This window comes from Janthinobacterium glycogeni, from assembly GCF_051380725.1.
Lineage (GTDB): Bacteria > Pseudomonadota > Gammaproteobacteria > Burkholderiales > Burkholderiaceae_D > Janthinobacterium.
On the sequence record NZ_JBNYXP010000005.1, the window covers coordinates 230,093 to 247,404 of the forward strand.

General features: G+C 61.5%; 12 protein-coding genes. 5 read left to right on the plus strand and 7 right to left on the minus strand.

Going from position 1 to position 17,312, the window contains the following annotated elements; genetic code table 11:
- Positions 1 to 42 precede the first annotated feature (42 nt).
- The 4 genes from ACQ4W4_RS13950 to ACQ4W4_RS13965 all read left to right on the plus strand — a co-directional run bounded on the left by ACQ4W4_RS13950 (position 43) and on the right by ACQ4W4_RS13965 (position 3,175).
- A complete protein-coding gene (locus ACQ4W4_RS13950) occupies positions 43 to 1,674 on the plus strand; it encodes a type VI lipase adapter Tla3 domain-containing protein (protein ID WP_436542503.1) in 1,632 nt (543 codons plus the stop codon).
- 13 nt (positions 1,675 to 1,687) lie between these two features.
- Complete coding sequence (locus ACQ4W4_RS13955) at positions 1,688 to 1,954, plus strand: PAAR domain-containing protein (protein ID WP_436542504.1); 267 nt, start codon at positions 1,688 to 1,690, stop codon at positions 1,952 to 1,954.
- 85 nt (positions 1,955 to 2,039) lie between these two features.
- Positions 2,040 to 2,702 carry a hypothetical protein gene (locus tag ACQ4W4_RS13960; RefSeq protein WP_436542505.1) on the plus strand — a complete coding sequence of 221 codons (663 nt, stop codon included), beginning with the start codon at positions 2,040 to 2,042 and terminating at the stop codon, positions 2,700 to 2,702.
- Positions 2,703 to 2,740: 38 nt separating this feature from the next.
- Positions 2,741 to 3,175 (plus strand): DUF695 domain-containing protein, encoded by a 435-nt coding sequence (locus ACQ4W4_RS13965; RefSeq protein ID WP_051992096.1) that lies wholly within the window; start codon positions 2,741 to 2,743, stop codon positions 3,173 to 3,175.
- Here ACQ4W4_RS13965 and bla read toward each other — a convergent pair whose 3' ends face one another.
- The 3 genes from bla to ACQ4W4_RS13980 all read right to left on the minus strand — a co-directional run bounded on the left by bla (position 3,176) and on the right by ACQ4W4_RS13980 (position 6,737).
- Positions 3,176 to 4,069 (minus strand): class A beta-lactamase, encoded by an 894-nt coding sequence (bla, locus tag ACQ4W4_RS13970; protein WP_436542506.1) that lies wholly within the window; start codon positions 4,067 to 4,069, stop codon positions 3,176 to 3,178.
- Positions 4,062 to 5,645, minus strand: coding sequence for a hybrid sensor histidine kinase/response regulator (locus tag ACQ4W4_RS13975; RefSeq protein WP_436542507.1), 1,584 nt, complete (start codon positions 5,643 to 5,645; stop codon positions 4,062 to 4,064). Before ACQ4W4_RS13975 ends, bla begins: the two co-directional genes overlap by 8 nt.
- Positions 5,646 to 5,774: 129 nt before the next feature.
- A complete protein-coding gene (locus tag ACQ4W4_RS13980) occupies positions 5,775 to 6,737 on the minus strand; it encodes a PAS domain-containing protein (RefSeq protein ID WP_436542508.1) in 963 nt (320 codons plus the stop codon).
- A 519-nt stretch (positions 6,738 to 7,256) separates the two neighbouring features.
- On the opposite strand from ACQ4W4_RS13980, the gene ACQ4W4_RS13985 reads away from it, so the two are divergent.
- A complete protein-coding gene (locus ACQ4W4_RS13985; RefSeq protein WP_436542509.1) occupies positions 7,257 to 9,503 on the plus strand; it encodes a TonB-dependent receptor in 2,247 nt (748 codons plus the stop codon).
- Positions 9,504 to 9,577: 74 nt separating this feature from the next.
- On the opposite strand, the gene gluQRS is transcribed toward ACQ4W4_RS13985, so the two are convergent.
- The 4 genes from gluQRS to ACQ4W4_RS14005 form a co-directional block, all read right to left on the minus strand.
- The gene (gluQRS, locus tag ACQ4W4_RS13990) at positions 9,578 to 10,504 is read right to left on the minus strand and encodes a tRNA glutamyl-Q(34) synthetase GluQRS (RefSeq protein ID WP_436542510.1); all 927 of its coding nucleotides are present in this window, start codon (positions 10,502 to 10,504) and stop codon (positions 9,578 to 9,580) included.
- A gap of 106 nt (positions 10,505 to 10,610) precedes the next feature.
- Positions 10,611 to 11,015 (minus strand): hypothetical protein, encoded by a 405-nt coding sequence (locus tag ACQ4W4_RS13995; RefSeq protein ID WP_436542511.1) that lies wholly within the window; start codon positions 11,013 to 11,015, stop codon positions 10,611 to 10,613.
- A gap of 6 nt (positions 11,016 to 11,021) precedes the next feature.
- Positions 11,022 to 16,016 carry a PAAR-like domain-containing protein gene (locus ACQ4W4_RS14000; protein ID WP_436542512.1) on the minus strand — a complete coding sequence of 1,665 codons (4,995 nt, stop codon included), beginning with the start codon at positions 16,014 to 16,016 and terminating at the stop codon, positions 11,022 to 11,024.
- Positions 16,013 to 17,311, minus strand: a complete 1,299-nt coding sequence (locus tag ACQ4W4_RS14005; RefSeq protein WP_436542513.1) for a DUF2169 family type VI secretion system accessory protein — start codon at positions 17,309 to 17,311, stop codon at positions 16,013 to 16,015. The genes ACQ4W4_RS14000 and ACQ4W4_RS14005 overlap by 4 nt, the downstream gene beginning before the upstream one ends.
- Position 17,312 lies beyond the last annotated feature (1 nt).

Below are 17,312 nucleotides of genomic sequence, written 5' to 3' on the forward strand. Positions count from 1 at the left end.
CTGCAGAGCGATACCTTTCAATAGCTAGAACAGGAGGTCATCATGACCGTCGTTCGTTGGATTGGTATTCCATTGCTAGTACTGTTTCTTGTCCTATTTGTTAAGTGGGTCAGTGTGTCGGCACAAGAAAATGAACGAGAGTCGGCATCAAAAAAGAGATCTGCGCAGGTTCAGAAAGAGAGTGTAGATGGTACGACATCACGGGATGAATATGTCTTGGAAGTGATAGGCCTTGGAGTGACATTTGATAGATATCGGCAAGCCAGACTATGGGATGCCTTACAAAAAGGAAGTGCTTTTACTTCTATCAGAGAACAGGACAAGAGCAAGTACGCGTGGAGCGCCTTGGATAAAAATGGGGTGAGCGGAGGGCGTGCATACGATGCGATGGAGAACGGAATCAACTTTACACCGTTGTATTGGGGAGTACCGTCATTTTATGCTGGTCCACCGATTCGTGATTCTAAGCAACAGCCTGAAGCTGGAGTACCGATGGCTGGATTGATTGCAGGCGCGGGGACTTCCGGCATGGCATGGCATCTGTTTTCGATAGCTCCCTGGAGTCTGGCTGAACATCCTGATAAATTGCTACTCAACATCTTTGAGTTTTTTGATACTCATCCTGACGTGCCATACGTGGTTCTGATGGCCGATGATAGTGCGGGGACGAGAGATGGTATTCGCGCGAAAGGGGATGTAAAGATGTTGCGGGATGGACATTACATACCCGATATGCCTGATGCCACGGTGGCATTTGTGCTGGCACGGCGCGAACGAATTGACTTCTTGAGGCCATCGATATGGGACGATCCCGGAAATAAGTTTGTACAAGAGCAATTCAGGGCGATGTATTATCAGTTGATGGAATCTCTCGCGAAACCAGATAAGGAATTAGGCGCGGATTTTCCTCCCATCCCTCGCCAACCCACCGTCGCCGAATGGCTCGCCGCCGCCGCCGCCTTCGCCCAGCGGCCCGATATCCGCGGCGTCGGCTTGCACACCTTCGACAAACTCAATCCTTGGGAGAATCGCCCGCCGCGCGGCTGGAAACCGACGCCGTGGTTTCCCATTCCGTGGAATCGGGAACAGATGGAAACCTTCGACCGTCTGCCCTCGTTCGGCTTTGTGCACCGGCCCGTGTTCGTCAAGTTCGCGGATGAGGAGGGCAAGCCCGTCACGCGGCGTGACCAGCGCCAGAAACTGTTCAATGCGGGCTGGCAGCAGGCGCTGCAGACCTTGCCGGAAGCGGAGCGCGGCAAGGGGCCGGCGCGCATCGTGACCGGTACGGGAAACCAGCCGGAACAGTTGCTGATGTTGGAAAGCATGCTGCATGATTACACGGCGCAGGGCGGGCCGGAAATCGACAGCGGCAAGAGTGCGCAGTTCATCAATACGGATCTTCGCCTGGGCAACACGGGCGCGGCGACATGGTTCATGCAGATGGCCATCGGGGTGATGGGCAGCTATCGCGATGGCGGCGCCAGTGCGGCGATCAATCTGCGCGATAGTAACGAAGCGAGCATCATCTTCATCACGCCGCCATCGGACGCAACCCGCAAGAAGCAGGATGCGGGCGGCGATATCTTCCGCAGCCGCGTCACGCCGGCCGTCGACCCGGCCAACTACGCGGCGCCATCGGTGGAAGCCATCCTGGAAAGCTCGGCGGGCAAGTAGAACGGGAGGCAGCATGCGCAAAGTCATCCGTTTGGGCGACGCCACGTCGCACGGCGGCAAGGTGGTCAGCTGTGCCGCCACGCATTTTACGGTCAATGGGATTGCTGTCGCCTGCGTCGGGGACTTGTGCAGTTGCCCCATCAAGGGACATCAGGGCTGCAAGATTGCCAGCGGCTCGTCCCGGCATAGCATCAACGGCATCGCCATCGCCTTTGAGGGCGACACCGCCACCTGCGGCGCCAAGTTGCTCGCTGGCGGCACCAATTTCCGCACCTCCTGACGCGGCGCGCTCCTGGTATTTCCTGCTAACTATATAATCTGCGCTTGGGCGATACCCGTCCCTGAATGTCGATTGAAGGAATGCCATGCCCAGATATATCGTGCGCCCTTTGGCGCTGTGTGTAGTGTCGGCCGTCTGCCTCTCTGCCAGTGCCGCAGAGGCGGTGGTGGTGGATGCGCAACAGCGCGCGTCCTTGCTGGAATTTTATGCGCAGCAATACCCGGGCGAGCCGGCTGCGCGCACCGTGTTCGAGAGTGTGCCCGTGGTGGGCGGCAATGGCAGCGAAGTGGTGGGCAGCGTGGAAACGTCGCCCTACCGCGGCCATGGCGCGCTGTGCCGCACGCAGCGCACCAAGTTCGTGTTGCACGGCGAAGGCAAGCAGGCGCGCTGGCAGGAGGCGGGCATGGAATATTTCGCCTGGCTCGACCGTGGCACTTGCCGTCCCGTGGCCGAACCCGTGCGCATGCTGCAGCGCGTCCCCGATGCGGAACTGGAAGGTGTGTTGCTGTACCAGAAACCGCTGCTGGAGCGGGCGCGATTATTGATGGCGGGTAACACGGCCTGCGCGCCGCTGCGTGCGCTGAAGTTTACGCTGGCGGCCGTCGATGTGGGCGCCGCCGCACCGCGCGCCGAAGAGCGCTATGCGCTGGTGTTCAAGAGTGACCGCGACAGCTACGCCCGTGTCTGGCTGCGCAAGAGCGGCGCCCAGTATGACGCGTGGAATGTCACTTGCCCGCCGGTGCTGTAAGCTGCGCTCCCTCGATTGTTTTTTTGACTGTTGCAACCATGAACGAAAATTCCACTTCCGCCCGCAGCTGGGGCACCATCGTCACGCATAGCGACGAGATGGCCATCATTTACCGCTACGTTGACGCCTTTCATGACGACTGGGACCTGTCGTCGCAGCCGGACCGCATCATTATCGCCTGGCGTTACGAAGACGAAACGGGCATGCCCGCGCCGAACGAACGCGAGCATATGGAAGAGTTGGAAGCGGCGCTGGCGCCCGTCGTGGAAGAGGATGGCTTCGCCACCCTGGCGCTGGTGTCGACCGGTGAAAACCTGCGCGAATGGATTTATTACACGCAGTCGGGCGAAGAGTTTTTCAATCGCCTCAACACGGCGCTGGCGCCGCGTCCGAAGTTCCCGATTGAAATCCGCAGCGCGGCCGACCCCGCCTGGTCCACGTATGCAGGCTTCATGGCAGCCCTGCCGAAGTAATTACACCAATGCAGCCGTCACGATGCGCGTGGCGGCCGTGATGATGTCCTGATTCGTGTCCGCGTTTTTCTGTTCGCGCGTGTAGTACACGGCGATGACCAGCGGCGCGCCGCTGGGCGGGTAGGCGACGCCGATATCGTTGACGCTGCCATACGCGCCCGAACCCGTTTTATCCGCCACCTGCCAGCCGGCAGGCACGCCGGCGCGGATGCGCTTGTCGCCCGTCGTGTTGCCGCGCATCCAGGTGTCCAGTTGCTGGCGCTGCGGCGCCGGCAAGCTATGTCCCAACAACAACTGCTGCAAGCTGTGCGCCATCGACACGGGGCTGGCCGTGTCGCGCTCCTCGCCGGGAATGGCGCTATTCAATTCCGTTTCCCAGCGTTCCAGCTGGAACACCGTATTGCCGATGCTGCGCGCATAGGCCGTCACGGCTTGCGGCCCGCCTAATAATGTCATCAGGAAATTGGCCGCGCTATTGTCGCTGTACTGCAAGGTGGCGGCGCACAGGTCGGCCACGTTCATGCCGTCGGCCAGATGCTTTTCCGTGATGGGCGAATAGGTGACCAGTTCCTTTTTCTCGTAGCGCACGTGCTGCTCCAGCAAGCCCGGCTGGCTGACGCTGCGGGCCAGCACGGCGGCCGCCAGCATGGCCTTGAAGGTGCTGGCCAGCGGGAAGCGTTCGTCGGCGCGATAGGCAACGCGCAGCTCGCTGCCCAGGCGCCAGGCCGCCACACCGAGGCGTCCGCCTGCGGCGTGTTCCAGCGCGGCCAGCTGCGTCTGGGCGGCGGCGATGCCGGTGGCGGGCGCGGCAAACAGCAGCGGTGCCGGGCACAGCAGGGCGGCGCCGCCGGCCAGCAGGAAGTGGCGGCGGATGAGGTTCGGGGATTCAGTCATGGTCTGTAGGTGTTTTCGGAGTGGAAAGGGTGGCCAGCAGTTCGCCGATGGCGAGCAGGTTGGCCGGCTTGGTCAGATGGTGGTCGAAACCGGCCGCGCTCGATTGACTGCGGTCGTTTTCGGCGCCCCAGCCCGTCAATGCAACGAGCACGACGCTGGCGCCGGCCGGAATCCGGCGCAGCGCGCGCGCCACTTCGTAGCCGTTCATGCCGGGCAGCCCGATATCGAGGAAGATGACGTCTGGCAAGAATTGCGGCGCCATCTCCAGGGCTTGCGCGCCATCGTGGGCTACATGCGTGGCATGGCCCATCATGTCGAGCACGGCGGCAAGGGTTTCGGCAGCATCGACATTGTCGTCGACCACCAGTACGCGGAACTGGGGACCGCTGGCGGCGCTGGCCGGCAAGGCCGGTGCGGCGGGCGCTTCGGCTTCTGCCTCCAGCAGGGGCAGGCGCACCGTAAATGTGCTGCCCAGGCCGGCGCCGGGACTGGCCGCCGTGGCGCTGCCGCCATGCAGCTCGGCCAGGCGCCGCACCAGCGACAGGCCGATGCCCAGGCCGCCCTGCGCGCGGCCCATGTTCTGTCCCACCTGGGTAAACATGTCGAAGACAGTGGCCAGCGATTCGGCGGGAATGCCCACGCCGCTGTCCTGCACCTCGATCAGCGCCTCGTTGCCGTCGCGTATCGCGCGCAAGGCGATGTGGCCGCCGGCAGGGGTGTACTTGGCGGCATTGTTGAGCAAATTGCCCAGTACTTGCGCCAGCCGCGTGGGGTCGGCCTCGAGCGGCAGCGGCTGCTCGTCAAGCGTCACCTGCAACTGGTGATGGCTCGCTTCGATCAGCGGCATGCTCGTCTCCACGGCGCTGGCGATGATGGTTTTCAAGTCCGCGCGTTCGAGCTTGAGCTCGATCTGGCCCCGCGTGATGCGCGCCACGTCCAATAAATCATTGACCAGATGCACCATCTGATTGACTTGCCGCTCCATCACGTCGCGCACTCTCGCTACGGTGGCGGGCTTGTCGGCGGCCAGGCGCATGATCTGCAAGCCGTTGCGGATGGGCGCGAGCGGGTTGCGCAATTCGTGCGCCAGGGTGGCGAGGAATTCCGTCTTGCGCCTGTCCATCTCGGACAGGTTGTCGGCCAGCTGGCGCAATTGCTGCTCCGAGCGCTTGCGCTCGCTGATGTCGCTGAACAGCACCGTCAGCAGGCGGCTGCCGGGGCCGCCCAGGCGCGCGGCGAAGACTTCGAACCAGCGTTCCATGGCCACGGCTTCGTTTTCGTAGCGCACGGGTTCGCCCGTCTTGACGACCTGGTCGTACAGGTCGAACCAGTGCTGGTCGTGGTCGGGCACGAAGCTGCGGATGGTCTTGCCGATGGCATTGTCGAGGCCCGATTGCTTGACGAAGGCGGGGTTGCCTTCCAGGTAGCGGAAATCCACGGGGCGGCCTTGTTCGTCGTACAGCATTTCGATGACGCAAAAGCCCTGGTCCATCAGCTCGATCAGGGTGCGGTAGCGTTCCTCGCTGCGGCGCAGCGCATCTTCCACCTGTTTCTGGCGCGTGATGTCGAGCAGCACGCCCGGCAATTGCAGGGGCGTGCCATCGGGCGCGTATTCCGCGCGGCCCCGCGCGATGACCGAGCGGTACTGGCCATCGCCGGCGCCGACGCGGTAGCTGGCCTCGAACGGCGTGTGCGTGTGCAGTGCCTAGGCAATCTGCGCGCTGACTTGCTCGCGGTCATCCGGATGGATGATGTCCAGGTAGCTTGCCAGCGGCGCCGCCGTGGCCGCATCGGCATTGACGGGGAACAAGCGCGCCATATTGCTGTCGGCCGTGACCCGGTCGGCCACGATGTCCCAGTTCCAGGTGGCCACTTCGCCGGCCGCCAGGGTCAGGCGCAGGGTTTCCTCGTTCTGCTTGCTGGCCGTCAGGTCGAGCGAGATGCCGGACAGGGCGATCACGTTGCCGGCGCCGTCGCTGGCACAGGTGCCGCGCATGTGCGCCCAGTGCAGCGCGCCATCGGGCCAGCGCACGCGGATATCGATTTCGAAATCGCTGGCGCTGGCGATGGCGGCATGCACCACCGTTTGCCAGTGCTGCAGGTCGCCGTCGAGCATGGCGCCCGTCAGTTGCGCGTAGTCGATGTGGCTGTCAGGCGACAAGCCCAGATTGGCCTTGAAGGCATCGGAGCCGGCCATGCCGCCGCTGCCCAGATCGATCTCCCAGGTGCCCATGCGGCCGCCCTGCATGGCCAGGCGTAGCCGCTGTTCCGTCTGCCGTTGCTCGGTCACGTCGCAATGCGAGCCCAGCCATTCAAGAATGCTGCCGTCGGGCGCCAGCACGGGCAGCATGCGCACGAGCATATTGCGGTAGGCACCGCTGACGTGGCGCAGCCGGTATTCCGCTTCGAATATGCTGGTCAGGTGCGATGGCATGACGTAAGGCAAGTTGCGGTCATCCGGATGCAGGGCATTGACCCAGCCGCGGCCCAGCAGTTCGGCCTCGCTCTGGCCGGTGAAGGCACGCCAGGAGGGCTGGTCGGCATCGAACTGGCCGAAGGTTTTCGTGCTCCAGACAATGTCGCAATGGGCGCTCAGCAGCAGATGCGCCGCCTGGGTGGCGACGGTGGAAGACGGGACGGCGTTGCTGGGCTGGCTGGGTTCTGGCATGGAGGCGATCGACGATGGTGCAGGGGAGCTGCCGCCGCACTGGAATGGAACGGCCTGGCAGCGCAATTCTGGCGATATTACAACTATTTTTACGCTCTGGGCTGTCTTGCAGGACGCCAATTCCACTTTCCCTGGGGTGGCGAAAAAGTCGCGCCATGCGACAAGTCATCGGGGGAAATAGCAAGGAAATCGCAAGACAAGGACGCTATTGTGGCTGAATAACCACTAGTCAGGCCTTTATGTTGATGAATGAATATTTTACATAACAATATTCTTGCAGCGCATCAGGCGCTTGAATTAAATTGGCGCCTTACTTAAAAGTTGGTGTTCATCAGACATCCCGGAGATGCGGCCAGACCGCTGTCAGCTTGGACGACAGCCAGGGCAGAGCCAGTGACGCCAAGAGCGGAGAAACATCCGCTCGCGCTGTTGCACCGAAATGGTGCAAACGATCATCCAGCGCCGTACATAACCCGGAGACAGGTTTCGCAATTCTTTTTTAAACTTCTGGGAAACAACATGATCAAGATGTCCAAGATGCACAAGCGTTTGTGCGCCAAAAGCGCCGCCATGCTGGCACTGTCCGCTGCCTTGCCTATCGGCTCGGCTTACGCTGATGAAGTCGCTGCTGATACGACCCCTGCCGCCAGCCAGCTGGAAACCGTGACCGTGACGGCGCAGCGCCGCAAGGAAAATATCCGCGACGTGCCCGTCTCCGTGTCGCTGCTGCGCGACGAGAAGCTCGACGTGCTCGTGTCCGGTGGACAAGACATTCGCGTGCTGGCCGGCAAAGTGCCGAGCCTGAACGTGGAATCGTCGAATGGCCGCACCTTCCCCCGCTTCTACATCCGCGGCTATGGCAATACCGACTTCAACATCTTTGCATCGCAACCTGTTTCCCTGATTTACGACGATGTCGTGCAAGAAAATCCCATCCTCAAGGGCTATCCGATTTTCGACGTGGCTGGCGTGGAAGTGCTGCGCGGCCCGCAAGGCACTTTGTTCGGCCGCAACACGCCTGCCGGCGTGGTCAAGTTCGAATCCGTCAAGCCGAACCTGGACAAGGTTGAAGGCTATTACAACGTTTCCGCCGCCACGCACAACACCACCAACTTCGACGGCGCCGTCAACGTGCCGCTGAGCAAAGAATGGGCGCTGCGTTTCTCGACCCTGCGCCAGCACCGCGACGATTACGTCGACAACACGTTTACTGGCCAGAAGAATGCGCTGGACGGTTACAACGAACACGCGGAACGCGTGCAACTGATGTACGCACCGAACACCACCTTCAATGCCCTGTTCAATGTGCACCAGCGCAACACCACGGGCAGCGCGCGCGTCTTCTACGCCAACATGATCAAGCAGGGCACGAACGACATCGTCGACGGTTTCGACCCGAACAAGTCGTTCACGAATGCGCCGAACTTCCAGCGCCTGCGCACCAACGGCGCCAGCGCCCGCCTGAGCTGGGACCTGGACGGCGTCAAACTGTACTCGATCACCGGCTTTGAACAGGTCGGCAATTACGTCTCGCATGGCGACATCGACGGCGGCGCACCGAACGGACTTGGCCCGACCAGCCCCAACTTCATTCCTTTCCAGGTTGAAACGGCTGGCGGCATCACCAGCGTGAAACAATACTCGCAAGAGTTCCGCGCCGAATCGAAGAATGCGGGCCCGCTCAATTGGCAGGCTGGCGTGTATTACTTCAATGAAAACGCCAACGGTTTCACCGACAACTTCGATACCGACACGCACGTGTTGACCACGCACCTGGCCAGCCGCCAGAAGAATTCGGCCTGGGCCACGTTTGGTTCCGTCAATTACGCCGTCAACGATGACTTCATGCTGCGCGCCGGTTTGCGCTACACCAAGGACAAGAAGAATTTCAACACGGTGGAAGCGACCAACATCGTGCAGGTCAACCCGACCAGCGCCGATGTCAGCAAAGCCAAGGTCAACTGGGATTTGAGCGGCACCTATAAATACAACAAGGACGTGAACTTCTACGCGCGTATCGCCACCGGTTTCCGCGCGCCAAGTATCGCCCCGGCCAGCGACAAGGTGTCCGTGACAGTTGCCGATGCGGAAACCATTACCTCGTACGAAGCCGGTATCAAGGCCGACTTGTTCAACCGTCGTGCCCGCGTCGCGTTCAGCGTGTACGACTACCAGGTGAAAAACCAGCAGCTGACGGTCGTGGGCGGCACGTCGAACGTGACGCGCCTGATCAATGCCGCCAAGACGAACGGCCGCGGCGCCGAGCTGGAACTGGAAGGTTTTGTCACGCCGAGCCTGAAGATGTCGCTGGGCGGTAGCTACAACTTCACGGAAATCAAGGACCCGAGCCTGTCGATCGCCACCTGCGCACAGACGCGCTGCACCGTGACCGATCCGCTGACCACCGGCAACCGTGCCGTCATCAACGGTAATCCATTGCCGCAAGCACCGAAGTGGACGATCACCGCCACGGGCCGCTATTCGATCCCGATGGAAAACGGCGAATTCTTCGTCTTCACGGACTGGGCGTACCGCAGCAAGATCAACTTCTTCCTGTATGAGGCAACCGAGTTCACCGGCAAGCCGATGGTCGAAGGCGGCTTGCGCGTGGGCTACACCTGGGATGCCGGCAAATATGAAATGGCCGTTTTTGGCCGTAACATCACCGACACCCAGCGCATCACGGGCGCCATCGACTTCAACAACCGCACGGGCTTCATCAATGAGCCGCGTCAGTTTGGCGTGCAGTTCAAGGGCAACTTCTAATTGCCAGACTTCAGGTGCCGGCCATGTGCTGGTGCCTGTATTGCTACCCGCCCGGTTCGCCGCGGCGGGTTTTTTTATGGGTGCTCGGGAAGCTGCGCCAGCCGCTGTGCCCACGCGGGAATCGCTTGCCGCCAGAAATCGTCGATGGACTCGGCGCGCACGTCGAGGCCGAGGAAGCGTGCTGCCGGCAGCAAGGCCGAGGCCAGCAGGTCGGCAGCATTGCTTGTCGTATCGAAGGCGAGGGCGCCCGTCTGCTTCGACAGTTTTTCGCCACTGTCGTTCGTGACGACGGGCACGTGCAGGAAACCGGGATGGGGCAGCCCCAGCACATCCTGCAGATACAGCTGGCGCGGCGTGGAATCGAGCAAGTCCGCGCCGCGCACCACCTGCGTGATGCCCTGTGCGCCATCGTCGACCACCACGGCCAGCTGATACGCCCAGTAGCCATCGCCGCGCAGCACGATGAAGTCGCCCACTTCACCGGCCAGATCCTGCCGCTGCGGACCCGCCCAGCGGTCGGCAAACGCGTACACCGCATCGGCCCCCTGCGGTACCCGCAGCCGCAAGGCTCGCGCCGCCTTGCCCGGCGCCAAGCCGTGGCGGCAAGTGCCCGGATACACGGCGGCTGCGCCCTTGGGCCCGCCCGCCTGCAGCACCGAATCGTGGATTTCCTTGCGCGAACAGCCGCACGCATACACAAGGCCATCATCCTGCAACTGTTTCAGCGCCGCCTCGTACAGCGGCAAGCGCTTGCTCTGCCACGTCGCCTCGCCATCCCACTGCATGCCGCAGCGCTGCAGGCTGGCCAGGATGCCCAGATCGGCACCCTCGACATTGCGGTCATAGTCCAGGTCCTCGATACGCAGCAGCCACGTTCCATGATGCACCTTGGCATCGAGATAACTGGCCATGGCGGCAACGAGCGAACCCATGTGCAGAGGGCCGGAGGGGGAGGGGGCGAAGCGGCCGATGTAGGGGGAGGTGGGAAAAGAAGTGTTCATTCGTGCAGGCGCATTTGGCTACGTCGGTAGTCTACGCTTGTGGAGTTGGCTATGGTTGGAGTCCAGTATCGGGGAGCGAACGAGGTGTGTCAAATCGGGCGACAGGTTAGTTAATTAGTAAATACTCTACTTTATTGAAAATCTCTGCTATCTCCTCTTTGCAATAGTGGGGATCATTTAATTCCCGCCATTGAATGCCAGATAATTTTTTATTTTCCTCATGAAATTTATCTCTGAAGCTAACTACAATGCTTCCATTGTTTGGCCAGTTATTGTTGCTTATGCTTTTTAGTATATTTCCTCTTTCCATCTCATTTATTAGTGCGATCATTATATTTTTTGGCATATGTTCCAGATGATCTACCCATTCGCATTTTCTATTTTTTATTTTTTCAATATTTCTTTTATTTTCTTCAAGTATTTTTTCTTCACTCCATGATCTAGGATATATGAAGTCGTATGTGGGATTTTCTTTGGTTCCATTGTTTTTCCAGTATTTTTTATTTTTCATCTGAATTTATATCTTTCTTCTTATTCCAGGGGTGAGGCTGCTTATGTCTGATGGGGAAACGTAATATTGTGTTGCGCCACCGCTACCAAATTGTGTATTTGCTGTTGCAATTCCTTTTGCTACGCAAATATCTTTGTTTACGCGATAGACTTGTACTTCTGTCCTCATAGATCGTGGATTGCCCATGCTATCTTTCCCTGCGGTTACCTGGGTTAGCTCATGATACTTCTTTACGTCGCCGGCTGATTTCATTAGGGTATGATTTGTGACGCCAAAGCCTGGTGCTGCTCCTGGTGATAAGGAATATAAAATTGTCCCCTTTTTTAATACCATATTGGTATAAGTATCTACAAAAGCGTAAGGATTGTTTGGGTAGGTTGCTGTTCCTTGAGTTGCCCTTGCTTCGGATGCAGGATCCTTCCCAGCGCAAGGGTTGCAAGGTGTATTTTTTTGGCATCCAGCAGACAAACCCAGTGGATCGATCCATTGGGTTGGTGATTGAACATAAGTATATCCGTTCAGCCCTCCTAATAATCCTATCGGATCCTGCGTTAAGTACCTTGCAATGCCAGCGTCATAGTAGCGATACCGGTTATAAAAAAGTCCAGTCTCTTGATCCTCATACTGCCCCTGAAACCGCAGCGGTTGCCCGATTTCTCCTTCAGCATGAAGCAAACGCCCCCAGGCTTTGTAGCGCCCGCTCCAGACCACGTTTCCTTGCGCATCCGTCAGCTCGCGCGGCGTGCCCAGGTGGTCGCAGTGGTAGTGGGTGATGCGGTCGTGTGATGCTGCGTCATCGGCTGCCGCCTGGGTACGCTGCCATGCCGATACCTGATGCGCCTCTATGTCCGCCTGTTCTTGCGCAATCGCTGCCTGCAGTTCGGCGTCGTGCCGGGTGGCCGGTAAATCCCATTGCGCGACGCGCGGCAGGTGGACGGCGCTTGCCTGGCGACAGGCTGGCGAAGCGATTCTGGCCAGCGGCACGAAGCTGTCTGGCTCGTACAAATATGTGACCGTTTCTTCGTGCCCAAGTTCCTGTACCAGTGTGTCGCCGTCCCACACGAAGAAGGTGGTGGCGGCGCTCGTGCGTGCGGGCTGGTCTTTGGTGATGTCTTGCCGATTGCTCCAGCGTGCTTCCTCTACCCGTTTGGCGATGCGGCGGCTGAAGGCATCATAAAAGTAGCGGGCGCGGTGGCGCGACTGGCGTTCCGTCCTGGTGGCGTGGCTGAGGCGGTTCTCGGCGTCGTATTGCAGTTCCAGGTCGCTCCACGTCGATTCCCTGCCCGGTGGATGGAAGCGCTTGCCGGTGGCATTGCCTTGCTCGTCGTAAGCGTATTCGGTATCGCCGTAGTTGTTCAGGACGTTGCCGGGGGCGGGAGCTTTATCGACCAGATTGCCTGCGGGGTCGAAGGCGAAGCGTTCGGCCAGGCCCGGCTGCACGGCGGCCAGCAGCTGGCCGACGGGATCGTAGGTATAGCTGAGTTTGCCGAGCGGGCCGGCAGCCGTGGAACCCGTTTGGAAAATAGTGGTCAGGTTGCCTTGCGCATCGTAGTCGAAGCGGCGTTCGCGCACAGGGGCGGGTGCGTCGGCGCCGCGTGCCAGGGTCAGCTGGGTGAGCCGTGATTGCGGGTCGTACTGGCGCGTGGCCAGCAAGCCGCTGTTGCCCAGCTGCCGCTGCTTTTCGCGGTGCAGTTTGTCGCGCTCGACATCGACCACGGCCTTGCCTTGCCACAGCACGCCATGCCAGTGGCCGGAGCCGTAGCGCAGGGTATCGATGCGGCGGCCATTCGGCAAGACCGTCTGGATGCGGTTGCCCAGTTCGTCATAAGAGTGCGTCATGACAAAGCTGGCATCCGGCGCGCGCGGGGCGTTGGGCAGCCTGCCGACGTCGGGCAGGGATTGCAGAAAATATGCGCTGCGCTCTTCGGTCAACTGGCCCAGCGCATCGTGGCTAAAGCGCTGTTCGGCTTGCGGGGCGGAGACGGCCGTCAGCCGCCCCAGCGCATCGTAGGCGTAGCGCACCACGCCGTCCGCCGTGGTCTTGACTTGCAACAAACCAAGCGCGTCGCGCAGCAGTTGCGTGCGCTGGCTGCCGCACTCGGTGGCGGTCAGGTTGCCGGCCTGGTCATAGCTGTATTGCGTGCGCTTGCCGTCGAAGCCCGTTTCCGACGCCAGCCAGCCTTCCGCGTGATACGCGAGCCGGTAGCTTTCGCCCTTGGCGTTGATCAATTCCGTCAGTTGCAGCGCGGCATCGTAGCGATACTGCACGGTCTGGCCGATGGCGTCCGTGCGCTCCACGGGCAAGCCCTGACCGTTGTAGCGGTAGCGCGTCTGCTGACCGGCCGCATCCACGTGCAGGAGCAGATTGCCGTCCGCATCGTAGGCGTACTGTTCCCGCGTTTGATCGGGCGCCGTGAGACGGATCAGCCGGCCAAGGGCGTCATAGGCATAGCGGGTGGCATGGCCCAGTGCATCGCGGGCCGCTTCCAGCTGCCCCAGTGCATCGTAGCGGTATTCGCTGGTATGGCCGGAGCAATCCGTGTAGCTGGTCAGCGAACCCTGGCGGTTGTATTGAAAATGCTTGCTGCCGCCCCTAGCGTCGATCAGCTCCACCAACTGGCCGCGCTGGTCGTAGCGGTAGCGCGTAACGTGGCCCAGGGCGTCCGTGATGCTGACGGGACGGCCTGCCGCATCGTATTCGCGGCGTGTGATATTGCCCAGCGCATCCGTGAAGGCGACGGGCTGGTTCTGGCCGTCGTAGTCGATGTTGCTGCTGTGCCCCTTGGCATCGGTGCTGCGGGTCAGGTTGCCGGCCGCATCGTAGGCATAGCGCATGGCGGCGCCGTTGGCGTCGATATCGGCCAGCAGCATGCCGTCGCGGTCCCATTCGCGCCGGCCCAGCGAGGCGGCCTTGCCATCGATGACGCGGCGCACCTCGGTGACCAGCCAGTTGGCGTCGAATGTGTATTCGAGGACACCGCCGTTTTCCGTGACCCGGCTGGTGTCGTTGTCCACGTAATCGATGCGCATGTGCTCGCTGCCATCGCACGCCCGGGTGGCGATGGCGCGCGCCTGGTAGCTGTCGGCCAGGGTGACGGGGAAACGTTCGGCCAGCTCCGGTTCGCTCAATGGAGAACCGCTCCAGCGGGCGCGCAGCGCGTCCAGGCTGATCCACTCGAGTTCGTAGGTGAAACCCGTGTAACTGCTGCATGAGGTGAGCAGGTGGTGACGATAGCTGTAGCGGCGCGTGTCGCCCAGCGCATTCGACTGGCTGACCAGGTTGTAGCGTGGCGGGAAGGGCGCCTGGGCATCGTTTGTCTCAACGGCATAGTCGTAGCGGACGTGGCAGAGGCGGCTGCCGTCGGGCAATACCTCGTCGATGCTGCCGATGTGGATGGCCGTTTCCTCAGCTCCGCGCATGGCTTCGAGCACACCGCCATCGTCGCTGCGCAGGCGCAGCAGCACTGCGCCTAGTTTGGCATCCGTGAAGCGTTCGATGCTGATGCCGCGTCCATCGCGCCCTTCGCTGCGCACAAGCGCAAAGCGCTGCGTGGCGATGGGAGCGGACGGGGCCAGCATGGCGTTGACGCCATCGTAGCCGTGCGGCAGCCAGCCGTCTTCCGCGTGCGCGTAGCGGTCGACGCTGCCGTCGCGCCATAGCACGGTAAAGGTGTCGGCGCCGTCGCGCGTGAGCGTAAAACCTTCCTTGCGGCTGTCGTGCCGCTGGCCCGGTTCCAGGTGCGGCAGGCGCAGGGCGCGGCCGCTGTCGTCGTGGTAGACGATGCCTGCTTCGCACAGCGACAGGCTGGTGGTGTAGGGCGTGGACCAGCGCGCACCCAGCAAGCCTCCGTCTTCGCATGCGGCGCCGGAGCGGTAGCAGCGCGTCCAGGCGATGGGGATGCTGCGTTCGAGTACGAAATCCGTCTGGTACAGGATTTCCTGGCCCGTGCCGAAATGCACGGGCTTGCGGCCCTTGACGGGTTTTTTCGCGGGCCCGCTATCCTTGGGGCAGCAGTCGGACGGCGGCTCCGATTTCGGTTCTTTCTTGCCACGGCTCTTGCCGTCGTCGCCGCCGTTTTTGGGGGGAGGTTTGTCGAGTTTTGGGGGCAGCTTGTCCGGCTTTTTTCCGACCAGCTTTTCCTTCACCTTCTTGATGGTCGGCGCCGCTTTTTTGCCGAGGAATTTGCTCAGTATTTTTCCGCCAGGAATCTTGCTGAAGAGCGCTGTTTGCAGTACTGTGCCTGCCGCATTCGTGACGATGTCTGAGGCTGTATTGAGCAAATCTGGTGTCTTGCCTGTCAATAGGTAGTCGGCCGCCTGGTCGAGCACCGTGGCCGACGCTTCCATTGCCGTGCCTGTTGCAACGGTCGCCGTGCCGGCAACCGCGCCCGCTGCCGCCCCCGTTTCCATCGCGGCGGCAACGGGGGCGCCAACTCCCGTGGCCGCCACGCCAACGCCAGCCACTCCCAGCACGGCGCTGCCTGTCAGAACGGCGCCGCCCGCCTCTACCAGATCTTCGGCGGCGCCATGCATTTTCTTCGAACCATGCTCCTTGTAATCCTGTGCCGCTTCCCGTATCGCCGCCTTCAGGTCCTTGAGCACGGGCTTGGCCGCCTCCCCACCCCGTTCATAAATCTTGCCCACGGTATTGCGCGAATTCATCCACACTTCGCGCCCCATCTGCACCAGATTGGCGCCATTGGCGCGGTGGATGGGGCTGGCGACCTTGGTGTCGACCTGCTTGCCGACGGTGCCGCTCTTGACGCCGCCCGCCTTGCCGGCCGCGTCGCCCCTGACGGTGGGAATGGTGCTGCGCTGATGCAGGATGACGGGTTCGCTGTGCGACTTGACGTTGGGCGAGGCGTTCTGCGCCTCTGAAAATTCGCCGATGATGCTGTAGGGAATAGGCGGCGTGCTGGAGCCGACTGGCGTCTTGCAAATGTCGGGGCTGAGGCTGACGCAATAGAAGCGCGAGGCTTTGGTGACGGTTTCATTCGTCATGGTTTCTTGCCCTGCTTGGCGGCTTCGCTTAGTGCTTCCTGCGCCTGTTCCAGCAGTTCGATACGGGCGATCTGCGCCGGCTCCATCAGGTGCAGCAGGCGCGAGGCGACCTGGCCCGCGTCGGCCGGCACGATGGCGCGCCAGACCAGTTCCATGGTGGCCGCCTCAGGATCGATCAGAACCGTATCGATGGCCAGGCGCCAGACGAGCAACTGGTCGTTCTTGTCCGCCAGCAGCAGGCACATTACTTGTTCGGGCAAGGCGAAGCGCAGCACGGTGTTGCCGCGCGGGTCGATGCGGGCCGAGTGATGGTCGTGGCGGCACAGATTGGTCAAGCTGAATTGTTCCCGTCCCGCCAGGTACGGACATTGCTGGTCGGGCGGCGTGCCGTTCCAGTACGCGAAATCGAAGTCCTCGGGCAGGGCGGGGATGTCGTCGGCATCCCATTGATCCTTGACGACGATGTTGCCGGCCAGCGCGCGGCGCGGCAGCCAGCCACGGCCGATAACGGCCAGCCCCGCCGGTGGCGGCAGCTCCTTGCCGCCCGCGCCTTGCCAGAACTGGGCGGCCGTGCAGGGCAGCGATGGATGCGTGATACGGGGCGCGGGCAGCTCATCGATATGTTTCGCATCCAGGTACCAGTGCCGCGCGAAACCGCGACCCAGCGGGTTGGCCTGGCAGGAATCGTGCGCCGCCGCGTTGCAGTCATCGGCCTCGATGCGGCATTGCCCTCCATACGCGTAGCTGTAGTGCAGCGGCAATTGCAGGAACGCTTGCGGTGCGGATAGCTGCCACGGATTGGGCCGCAGCAAGCCCATCGTGGCGACGCGGGCACAGCCCTGCGCCAGGCGCGTCAGCATGGCTTTCTTGCGGAAGGCGCGCTCGCCACTCACTTGCAGGGTCTTGTCGACCAGAATCTTCTTTTCCGACTGCACCTTGAGGTTGACGAGAAATTGCGGCAGGACCTGGCCGCGCGGCGCGTGCGCCACGCCATTGACGATCACGTCGCAACGCGGTTTATAGGGCGCGAAGTCGCTTTCCTGCACGGTGCCCGCCTGCGTGTCGCCGTCCAGGTGCCGGTCTTCCGTGGCCAGCGGCGATGGGTGCGCCATGGGCAGCAGGCTGGCCAGGCCGTCCGCGTCGCAGGGGCCAAGCGTGTAGCCCATGCGCGCCACCACCACATGGAAGGCCGCGCCAAACTGGTCGACCATGTCGAACTGGCTGGCCGCGTGCGGCGTGCGGTTGTCGAACAGCAGGTTGGGGATGTTGAAATGGGCTGTGCCGGCGTCGTTCATC